9 protein-coding genes are annotated in these 10,336 nt (G+C 64.6%); 4 read left to right on the top strand and 5 right to left on the bottom strand.

All coding sequences use genetic code 11. The annotated features are described in order from the left end of the window. From Q8R73_RS24385 to Q8R73_RS24375, 3 genes are all read left to right on the top strand, one after another. Window positions 1-437: shikimate kinase (locus Q8R73_RS24385; protein ID WP_305722101.1), on the top strand; the 437-nt coding region annotated here is incomplete at its 5' end. Window positions 438-577: 140 nt separating this feature from the next. Further along, window positions 578-1,933, top strand: coding sequence for an aromatic ring-hydroxylating dioxygenase subunit alpha (locus tag Q8R73_RS24380; protein WP_305722100.1), 1,356 nt, complete (start codon window positions 578-580; stop codon window positions 1,931-1,933). 109 nt (window positions 1,934-2,042) lie between these two features. Further along, window positions 2,043-3,479, top strand: a complete 1,437-nt coding sequence (locus tag Q8R73_RS24375; protein WP_305722099.1) for a glutamine synthetase family protein — start codon at window positions 2,043-2,045, stop codon at window positions 3,477-3,479. A gap of 227 nt (window positions 3,480-3,706) precedes the next feature. Here the strand turns inward: Q8R73_RS24375 and Q8R73_RS24370 are convergent, their stop codons facing one another. From Q8R73_RS24370 to Q8R73_RS24350, 5 genes are all read right to left on the bottom strand, one after another. Then, complete coding sequence (locus Q8R73_RS24370; protein WP_305722098.1) at window positions 3,707-4,426, bottom strand: ABC transporter ATP-binding protein; 720 nt, start codon at window positions 4,424-4,426, stop codon at window positions 3,707-3,709. Then, window positions 4,419-5,186, bottom strand: coding sequence for an ABC transporter ATP-binding protein (locus tag Q8R73_RS24365; protein WP_305722097.1), 768 nt, complete (start codon window positions 5,184-5,186; stop codon window positions 4,419-4,421). Before Q8R73_RS24365 ends, Q8R73_RS24370 begins: the two co-directional genes overlap by 8 nt. After that, window positions 5,179-6,126, bottom strand: coding sequence for a branched-chain amino acid ABC transporter permease (locus Q8R73_RS24360; protein WP_305722096.1), 948 nt, complete (start codon window positions 6,124-6,126; stop codon window positions 5,179-5,181). Before Q8R73_RS24360 ends, Q8R73_RS24365 begins: the two co-directional genes overlap by 8 nt. Next, the gene (locus Q8R73_RS24355; RefSeq protein ID WP_305722095.1) at window positions 6,123-7,040 is read right to left on the bottom strand and encodes a branched-chain amino acid ABC transporter permease; all 918 of its coding nucleotides are present in this window, start codon (window positions 7,038-7,040) and stop codon (window positions 6,123-6,125) included. Before Q8R73_RS24355 ends, Q8R73_RS24360 begins: the two co-directional genes overlap by 4 nt. A gap of 110 nt (window positions 7,041-7,150) precedes the next feature. Beyond that, entirely contained in the window at window positions 7,151-8,323 is a 1,173-nt protein-coding gene (locus Q8R73_RS24350; protein WP_305722094.1) for an ABC transporter substrate-binding protein, read from the bottom strand. Between the two features lie 329 nt (window positions 8,324-8,652). On the opposite strand from Q8R73_RS24350, the gene Q8R73_RS24345 reads away from it, so the two are divergent. Further along, the gene (locus Q8R73_RS24345) at window positions 8,653-9,936 is read left to right on the top strand and encodes an NAD(P)/FAD-dependent oxidoreductase (RefSeq protein WP_305722093.1); all 1,284 of its coding nucleotides are present in this window, start codon (window positions 8,653-8,655) and stop codon (window positions 9,934-9,936) included. The last annotated feature ends 400 nt before the right edge of the window (window positions 9,937-10,336 follow it).

Here is a 10,336-nt window from a genome sequence, read left to right as displayed (position 1 = left end):
AACGGCAGAACGGATTGTCGGTCTCCGAGATCATCGCTCTCAACGGCCAGGAAGGTTTTCGCATCATGGATCAGGCAGCAATCGGGCAATTGCTGGCTCGGAAAGAGCTGATGTTGCTGGCGACCGGCGGCGGCATCGTCTCGGAGCCGCTGACCTTCGACCGCATCCTGCAGTCGTTCTACACCATCTGGATCAAGGCCAGGCCGGAAGAACACATGGCGCGGGTGCGCGGTCAGGGCGACCTGCGCCCGATGGCGGACGACCGCTCGGCGATGGCGGAATTGCGCACCATTTTGCTCAGCCGCGAACCGCTCTATGCGCGGGCGTCAGCGGTGGTCGACACCTCAGGCCTTTCGGTGGACGCGGCTGCTGCAAGCCTGGTCGATGCGGTGGCCCCGGTGCTTCAGAGCGAAGCCAAGATGTTCGCGCGGGGGTGAAGCGCGTCCGGCCGTTGCGAATTTGATATGCCTTGCGATGAGGCCGACTGGTGAAGGAATCCCCTTGCCTCGACCCCCCAGCCAAGTAACTTGATTCCGAACGACAAACAGCCTGCACCGCAAGGCCGGAGACCACCGCCATGATGAGCCAGGAAGCCAACGACCTGATCACCCGCACCGGGCCGAAGGACCCTGCCGGCAAATTGATGCGGATGTACTGGCAGCCGGCGGCGCTGGTCGATGAACTGACGGGGCCGCGTCCGGTCAAACCGGTCAAATTGCTCGGCGAAGACCTGGTGCTGTTTCGCGACGAGGACGGCCGCCACGGCCTGATCGAGCGGCATTGCGCGCATCGCGGCGCCGATCTCGCATTCGGCCGGCTGGAGAACGGCGGCCTGCGCTGTGCGTTCCATGGCTGGCTGTTCGATGTCGCCGGCAAGTGCCTGCAGACGCCGGCCGAGCCGAAGGATTCGCCGCTTTGCAAAAACGTCACCCAGCGCGCCTATCCCGTGATCGAGAAGCGCGGCATTCTCTGGGCGTATCTCGGCGAAGGCGAACCGCCGGCGTTTCCGGAGATCGACTGCTTCGTTGCGCCCGACAGCCACACTTTTGCGTTCAAGGGTCATATCAACTGCAACTGGCTGCAGGCGCTGGAGGTCGGCATCGACCCGGCGCATGCCTCGTTCCTGCATCGCTTCTTCGAGGACGAGGACACCTCCACCGCCTACGGCAAGCAGTTCCGCGGCACCTCGGCCGGCAGCGACATGCCGATGACGAAGATCCTGCGTGAATATGACCGCCCGATCATCAATGTCGAGCACACCGAATACGGCCTGCGGCTGATCGCGCTGCGCGAGATCGACGCGGAGCGCACCCACGTTCGCGTCACCAACCAGCTGTTCCCGCACGGCTTCGTCATTCCCATGAGCACGGAGATGACGATCACGCAGTGGCACGTCCCTGTCGATGACGAGAATTGCTACTGGTACGCGATCTTCACTTCCTATTCGGCGCCGGTCGACAGGAAGAAGATGCGCGACCAGCGGCTCGAACTCTATGAGCTGCCCGACTACAAATCGCGCAAGAACAAGACCAATGATTACGGTTTCGATCCGCACGAGCAGGCGACCGCGACCTACACCGGCATGGGCGCCGACATCAACGTGCACGACCAGTGGGCGGTGGAATCGATGGGCCCGATCCAGGACCGCACCAGGGAGCATCTCGGCAGTTCCGACAAGGCCATCGTGCAGTATCGCCGGCTGCTGCGGCAGGAGATCGAGAAGGTCGCCGGCGGCGGCAAGCCGATGCTGTTCCTCGACGACGCCCATGCCCGCAGCATCCAGGGCCCCGCCACCATGGACGGCATCGGGCCGACCCGCGGCTGGGAAACCTTCTGGATGGAGGTCGACGTCAAGCGCCGCCGCAGCGCGCCATGGGCCGCCCCGGTGCCGCAGGAGATCGCCGACAAGGTGCGGCACCTCAAGGCGGTTTGAGGATGCCGGCACCGTCATTCCGGGGCGGCTCGCAGAGCCGAACCCGGAATCTCGAGATTCCGGGTTCGATGCTCGCGCATCGCCCCGGAACGACGGAACGGGGGATGCGTTGAGTTTTGTCGAGCGTCACGCGCTCTGGTCGCGAGAGCAAATCGAAGCCGCGAGCGGCCTTCGAAAAATCGTCGAAGAGCACAAGCTGGAGGTGATCCGGCTGTCGTTTCCCGACCAGCACGGCATCCTGCGCGGCAAGACGCTGGTGGCGGGCGAGGCGCTGGCCTCGCTGGAGAGCGGCTGCTCGATCACCACCACGATGCTCGCCAAGGACACTTCGCACCGCACGGTGTTTCCGGTGTTCACGTCGGGCGGCGGCTTCGGCATGAAGGAGATGGAGGGCGCCGCCGACGTGCTGATGGTGGCCGATCCCACCACCTTTCGCGTGCTGCCGTGGACGCCGGGCACGGGCTGGCTGATGTGCGACCTGCATTTTGCCGACGGGCGGCCGGTGCCGTTCGCGACGCGAAATCTCTATCGCGGTGTCGTGGATAGACTCGCACAACGCGGTTACGACTTCGTCGCGGGCCTCGAGGTCGAATTCCACATCTTCAGGCTCGAAGACGCCAAAATGTCGCCGGAACATGCGGGACAGCCCGGTACGCCGCCCGATGTCAGCCTGCTGTCGCAAGGCTACCAGTATCTGACCGAACAGCGCTACGACCAGATGGAGCCGGTGCTCGAAATCATCCGGCGCGATGTGCTGGCGCTCGGCCTTCCCTTGCGTTCGGTTGAGGTCGAGTTCGGCCCGAGCCAGTGCGAATTCACCTTTGCGCCGAAAGCGGGCCTCGAGCCCGCCGACAACATGGTGCTGTTTCGCAGCGCCGTGAAACAGATCGCCCGCCGCCACGGCTATCACGCCACCTTCATGTGCCGGCCGAAACTGCCGAACGTGTTCGCCTCCGGCTGGCATCTGCATCAGTCGCTGGTAACGCGTTCGAGCGGCGAGAACGCCTTCATGGCCAGGGACGGCTCCGAGGGGCTGAGCCCGTTCGGCCGCCATTATCTGGCGGGGTTGCTGCGGCATGCCCGTGCCTCGGCCGTGTTCACCACGCCGACCATCAACGGCTACAAGCGCTACCGTTCCTATTCGCTGGCGCCGGACCGCGCGATCTGGGGACGCGACAACCGCGGCGTGATGATCCGCGTGCTCGGCGGCGCGGGCGATGCCGCGACCCGGCTGGAAAACCGCATCGGCGAGCCCGCCGCCAATCCCTATCTCTACATGGCCTCGCAGATTCTTTCCGGCCTCGACGGCGTCGATCGCAAGCTCGATCCCGGCCCGTCGGCGGATACGCCCTACGAGACCAGGGCGGAACTGCTGCCGAAGACGCTGCGCGAGGCGGTGTTCGCGCTGAAGGACGACCCGTTCTTCCGCGAGGCACTGGGCGCGGAATTCGTCGACTATTACGTCCACATCAAGAATGCCGAGATCGAGCGCTTCCAGGCGGAAGTGTCGGACTGGGAGCAGCGCGAATATTTCGAGATGTTTTGAAGCAAGTGAGCCGCCAGGGTTGACCCTGACGGCTCGCTGACTTGCGGGTGGCCGCGTCGTGAATGTGCTCCGCGGAGGCGCATCACGTGAAGGCGACTCAACCCCGGCGCGCTTGATGCGTCACCCTGGTCGATCACTTCAAGCGATCGACACGGCTATCATGATCCCATCAGCGACAGTTACAAGACAGGAACGCTGACGGAAATCGGGTTCCGACCCGGCGGTATTCAAATCCCCAGATAGCGGTGCTGCAGGTCGGGAGCCGCGATCAGCTCGTCCGAGGTCCCGCTCCAGACCGCGCGGCCGCGTTCGATGATGTAGTGGCGGTCGGCGATGCGGGTGAGGTTTTCGACGTTCTTGTCGATCACCAGCACCGACTGGCCCTTTGACTTGAGCAGCGACAGACAGTTCCAGATTTCGTCGCGGATCAGGGGCGCAAGGCCCTCGGTGGCTTCGTCGAGGATCAGCAGGCGCGGATTGGTCATCAGCGCGCGGCCGATCGCCAGCATCTGCTGCTCGCCGCCGGACAGGGTGCCGCCCATATTGGCGCCGCGCTCCGACAGCCGCGGAAACAGCGCGTGGATTTTTTCCATGGTCCATGGATCGGGATTGCCGAGCCGGTTGCCCGAGGCGGCGACGAGATTCTCGCGCACTGTCAGGTTGGGAAAGATCTGTCGTCCCTCGGGGACGAGACCGATGCCGAGCTGCGCGATCCGGAACGAGGGCAACTGGCGCGCCTCGTGTCCGGCGAAACGGACGCTGCCGGCGCGCGCCGGCGTCAATCCCATGATGGAGCGGATCGTCGTGGTCTTGCCCATGCCGTTGCGGCCGAGCAGCGCCACCATCTCGCCCGAGCGTACCGCCAGCGACATGCCGAACAGCACCTGGCTGAGGCCATAGCAGGTCTCGATGGCGTCGACTTCGAGCAGCGGCGATGCGTCAGTCATGGCGGGTCACCACGTGCTGATCGCCGAGATAGGCGCGCTTGACCTCGTCATGCTGGCGGATCGCCGCCGGCGCGTCGCAGGCGATGACGCGGCCATAGACCAGCACGGTGATGCGGTCGGCCAGCGCGAACACCGCGTTCATGTCGTGCTCGACCAGCACGATGGTGACTTCGCGCCGCAGTTCCTGCAGCAGCTTCACCATCTGCGCCGATTCGGTGGCGCCCAATCCGGCCATCGGTTCGTCGAGCAGCAGCAATTGCGGTTTGGTGGCGAGGGCGACCGCGAGTTCGAGTTCGCGCTGCTCGCCATGGCTCAGTTCCGACACCACGGCGTCGGCGCGATGGGCGAGCCCGACCCTGGACAGCGCCGACATTGCCGCGTCGCGCAGGCCTTTCTCCTTGCGGGCATCGGCCCAGAAACGGAAGGAGTGCCCGTCATGCGCCTGCGCCGCCATCGCGACATTGTCGGAGGCGGTGAAATCGGGCAGCAGCGAGGTGATCTGGAACGAGCGCGCCAGCCCGAGCCGGCTGCGGCGATGCGCCGGCAGCCGCGTAATGTCCTGGCCGGCAAAGCGAACCGTGCCGGAATGCGGCATCAGCTGCCCGGTGAGCTGGCTGATCAGCGTGGTCTTGCCGGCGCCGTTCGGCCCGATGATCGCGTGCAATTCGCCGCTGTGGACGTCGAGCGAAACATGATCGGTCGCGATCACGCCGCCGAACCGGCAGACCAGGTCTTCGACGCGGAGCAGGGGTTCAGCCACGGCGCATCCTCCCCAGCATTCCGTCTATGCCGCCGCGCGCGAACAGCACGATCAGCAGCAGCATCGGTCCCATGATCAGCGCCCAGTACTCGGTGAACTGCGACAATGCCTCTTCCAGCAGCAGAAACGCGATGGTGCCCAGCACCGGGCCGAACAGCGACCCCATGCCGCCGAGGATCACCATCACCATGAGATCGCCGGAACGGGTCCAGTACATCGAGGCCGGGCTGACGAAGTCGGTGTTGTTGGCGAGCAGCGCACCGGCGAGGCCGCAGATGGTGCCCGAGATTACGAAGCACACCAGCTTGTAGCGGTTGACCGGAAAGCCGATCGCCTGCATGCGCCGTTCGTTGGAGCGCAGCCCCTGCACCACCATGCCGAAGCGCGAATTGACGATGCGCCAGACCAGATAGACGCCGCCCAGCAGGCAGAACAGGCAGAGATAATAGAACTGCACGCGATTCGACAGATCGATCAGGCCGCCGAAATCGCTGCGCTTGTAGATCGTGAGGCCGTCGTCGCCGCCATAGCGCGCCAGTCCCGAGGCGACGTAATAGGCCATCTGCGCGAAAGCCAGCGTGATCATGATGAAATAGACGCCACGGGTGCGCAAGCTGAGCGCGCCGATCACCAGCGCGAACAGCGCCGAGGCGGCCAGCGCCACCGGCCACTGGATGAATCCGGAGCCGATGCCCTCATGGGCGAGGATACCGACCGCATAGCCGCCGATCCCGAGATAGGCGGCATGCCCGAAACTCATCATGCCGCCATAGCCCATGATGAGATTGAGGCTGACCGCCGCCAGCGCGTAGATGATGATGCGGGTGAACAGCGTCAGCCCGAACACGTTGCCGCTGAGCGTGGTGTAGACCGGCAGCAGCAGCAGGCCGGCAACCACCAGCGCGACGATGATGGTGCGCGCGTTGAGCCAGGCCTTCATCGTCGGCCGGCCGGAAACAGCCCCTCCGGCCGCACCACCAGCACGATGGCCATCAGGAGATAGATGAGCATCGAGGAAAGCGCCGGGGCGGCGGTGGAGGCTGCGCTCGAACTCAGCACCTGCCGCAGCAGATCGGGCAGGAAGGCGCGGCCCAGCGTATCGATCATGCCGACAAAGATCGCGGCCAGGAATGCGCCGCGGATCGATCCGATGCCGCCGATGACGATGATGACGAAGGCGAGGATCAGGATGTTCTCGCCCATCCCGATCTGCACGGTGAGGATCGGCGCCTGCATCAGTCCGGCAAGGCCGGCCAGCGCCGCGCCGAGCCCGAACACCAGGGTATAGAGCAGCTTGATGTTGATCCCGAGCGCGCCGATCATCTCGCGGTTCGAGGCGCCGGCGCGGATCAGCATGCCGATCCGGGTCCGCATCACCACGAAATAGAGCAGCAGCGCCACCACCAGCGCCACCACGATGATGGCGAGCCGATAGGCGGGATAATAGACGCCCGGCATGATCTGGAACGGCACCGTCAGCCAGGGCGGCAGCGGCAGCGCCAGGCCCGCGGGCCCCCAGATCAGCCGCACCGCGTCGTTGAAGAACAGGATCAACCCGAAGGTCGCCAGCACGTGATCGAGATGATCGCGGTTGTAGAGGTGCCGCAGCGCGACGAATTCCAAGAGAATGCCGAGCAGCAGCGTCGCGCCGAGCGCCAGCACGCAGCCGAGGATGAAACTGTCGGTCCACACCACGAAGGTCGCCGCGAAATAGGCGCCCATCATGTAGAGCGAGCCGTGCGCCAGATTGACGAAGTCCATGATGCCGAACACCAGCGTCAATCCCGCCGCCAACAGAAACAGCAGCAGACCGAATTGCAGCCCGTTCAGAAATTGTTCGACGACAAGCAGCATGGAGGCTCTAGGTGAGTCTGAGAGTCATCTGATTGCAAAGCAAGACATGTGCCGACAGGAAAACAGCGGCGGCACGTCAGCGCCGCCGCCGGTTTGCAAGGCCCGCCCGATCACTTCATCGGGCATTTCTCGTGGTACTTGTCCTGGCTGTCCTTGACGATGGTGGCGACGGTTTTCAGCGCGAGCGAGCCGTCGGCTTCCTTCACCACGTCCTGCAGGTAGAAATTCTGGATCGGCATGTGGTTCTTGCCGAACTTGAAGTCGCCGCGCACCGATTTGAAGTTGGCCTTTTCCATCGCCGCTTTCATCTCGTCCTTCTTCGAGGTGTCGCCCTTCACCGCTTCCACCGCGCTGGCGATCAGCTGCGCGGCGTCATAGGACTGCGCGCCGTAGAAGGTCGGGCGCAGGCCGGGGTACTTCTTGCGATAGTCGGCGACGAACTTCTTGTTCGCCTCGTTGGGCAGGTCGTTTACCCACTGCTGGGCGCCGGGAACGCCGAGCGCGTTTTCCTTCTGCAGCGGCAGCGACAATTCGTCGATGGTGAACGCCGTGTAGAGCGGCATCTGCGCCTTCAGGCCGGCCTGGGCGTACTGGTTGAGAAACTGGACGCCGGCGGCACCCGGATAGAACACGAAGATCGACGCCGCACCCGAGGCGCGCGCCTTCGACAGCTCGGCGGAGAAGTCGAGCTGGCTCGGCCACACCGTATATTCCTCGCCCTTGATCTCGCCCTTGAACGTGCTCTTGACGCCGGCCAGCATGTCCTTGCCGGCGGCATAGTTCGGGCCGATCAGGAACACCGACTTGACGCCCTTCTGGTTCATGTATTCGCCGACCGCCTGCGGGGTCTGGTCGTTCTGCCACGAGGTGGAGAACACATAGGGCGAGCACAATTCACCGGCGAGCTGCGACGGACCGGCATTGGCGATCACCATCATGGTCTTCGAATCCACCACGGGCTTCAGCGAAGCCAGCAGCACGTTCGACCAGATATAGCCGGCGATGAAGTCGACCTTGTCGGACTGGATCAGCTTCTCGGTCTTCTGCTTGCCGACATCGGGCTTCTGCCCGTCGTCCTCGTAGATCACCTCGACCGGCTTGCCGCCCATCTTGCGGCCGATGTGATCGAGCGCGAGCTCGAACGAATTACGCATGTCGTTGCCGATCACGGCGGTCGGCCCGCTGAAGGTCGAGACGAACCCGATCTTGATGGTATCTCCCGCGAACGCGGGGTTTGCCAGCGCCAGAACCGTAGCGCCCGCCAGCCAGAATGAAGTTCTCATGCTCGTTCCCTCCTCACTAAGGACGTTGCCGTCCGTCAAATTCCCTATCCCGTTTGAACGGCCTTGAACGCTCCGTTCCCGGGTCTCACTCTTCAGGTGACGTGGTTTGTGCGCGAAGTTGCAGCTCCGCAGCAAGCCCGAACCGCCGGCCCTTGTCAGAACCTTCGACCCAAGCCGTTATTTTGTGCACCATAATTCGTATCCGGCGAGATTGGCAAGAATTATAGTTCAGGATGCGGGTGACGGTTGTCGCAGCGGGACCGGGAAAAGCGTGTGCCACCCGCCGCCGATACTTACATGAGAAAGACATCACCCGAAGGCCGCAGCCCATGACGTCAGAGCAGCCGCGAACCGCACATCTCCATCGCGTGGTGATCGTCGGCGCCGGTTTCGGCGGACTGCAGGCGACCCACCGGCTGAAGGGCGCGCCGGTCCGGATCACCCTGGTCGACCGCCGCAACCACCATCTGTTCCAGCCGCTGCTGTACCAGGTCGCCACCGCCTCGCTGGCGACCTCGGAGATCGCCTGGCCGATCCGCTATCTGCTGCGCGATCGTCCCGAGGTCACGACCCTGTTCGCCACGGTGTCCGGTGTCGATGCCGCGGCGAAGCGCGTGCTGCTCGATGATGGCGACACCCTGCCCTACGACACTCTGCTTCTCGCCACCGGCGCCCGACACGCCTATTTCGGTCATGACGAATGGGAGCCGTTCGCGCCCGGCCTGAAGACGCTGGAGGACGCCACCACGCTGCGGCGGCGCATTCTCGTCGCCTTCGAGCGCGCCGAACGCGAGACCGACCCGGAGCGCCGCGCCGCGCTCCTCACCTTCGTCATCGTCGGCGCCGGCCCGACCGGCGTCGAACTCGCCGGCACCATCGCCGAACTGGCGCGCGACACGCTGCAACCGGACTTCCGCAACATCGACACCAAAGACGCGCGCGTCGTGCTGATCGAGGCCGGCCCGCGCGTGCTGGCGGGTTTTCCCGACGATCTGTCGTCCTATGCACAACGCTCGCTGGAAAGTCTCGGCGTCGAAGTCGTGCTCGGGCAGGCCGTCACCGAATGCTCCGCCGACGGCGTGGTCTATGGCGAGAAGAAGCTGGCGGCCAAAACACTGATCTGGGCTGCCGGCGTGCGCGCCTCGTCCGCTGCCGAATGGCTCCGCGCACCAGCCGACCGCGCCTTCCGCCTGCAGGTCGAACCCGATCTCACCGTTCCCGGTCATCCCGATATCTTCGCAATCGGCGATACAGTCACGGTCAACGGCCCCGATGGCAAGCCAGTCCCCGGCATCGCGCCGGCGGCCAAGCAGCAGGGCGTTTACGTCGCCAATGTCATTAACGCGCGGCTGCGCGGTGAAACGCCCGGCCCGTTCCGCTACCGGCATGCCGGCAGCCTGGCGCAGATCGGCAAGCACAAGGCGGTGATCGATTTCGGGCGCTTCAAGCTGCGCGGCACCCTCGCCTGGTGGATCTGGGGCATCGCCCACATCTATTTCCTGATCGGGCTGCGCAACCGGCTCAGCGTCGCGATCTCCTGGCTGTGGATCCACGCCCGCGACCAGCGCGCGGCGCGGTTGATCACGCAGGGCTCGAGCAAGGTGGTGCGCTGAACCTGGTTGCATTTCCATGGAGGCCGGCAGGTACGCCGGATAACGGACGCGGGGAAAGCCGTACCCGCGGAAGACTGTCATTCCGGGGCGATGCCACCGGGTCCGGCCTTCGGCCGGCCCGATGATAAACTCCGCATCGAACCCGGAATCTCGAGATTCCGGGTTCGCGCTCGCGCGCGCCCCGGAATGACGGGATCCCAAACATGCGTCTAACTCCCGCGGCGCGAAGCGCCCGAGGTTTTGCGTCAGTTCACGCCCACTCGAGAAGAGAGGGCGCGGGGAAAGCCGGGCGCCGATCGCACCCGCGGTCGTGCACAAGAAGCGCACGAGTAGACCACAGGGCAACCGGATCATCCGGCTTTCCCCGCGCAACGGTTTACGGCTTATACGTGCTCACCCT

The organism is Bradyrhizobium sp. (assembly GCF_030697065.1).
In the GTDB taxonomy this organism is placed as follows: domain Bacteria; phylum Pseudomonadota; class Alphaproteobacteria; order Rhizobiales; family Xanthobacteraceae; genus Bradyrhizobium.
The sequence above is the reverse complement of the archived record's forward strand: the minus strand, read 5'-3'. Positions and strand labels throughout refer to the sequence as shown.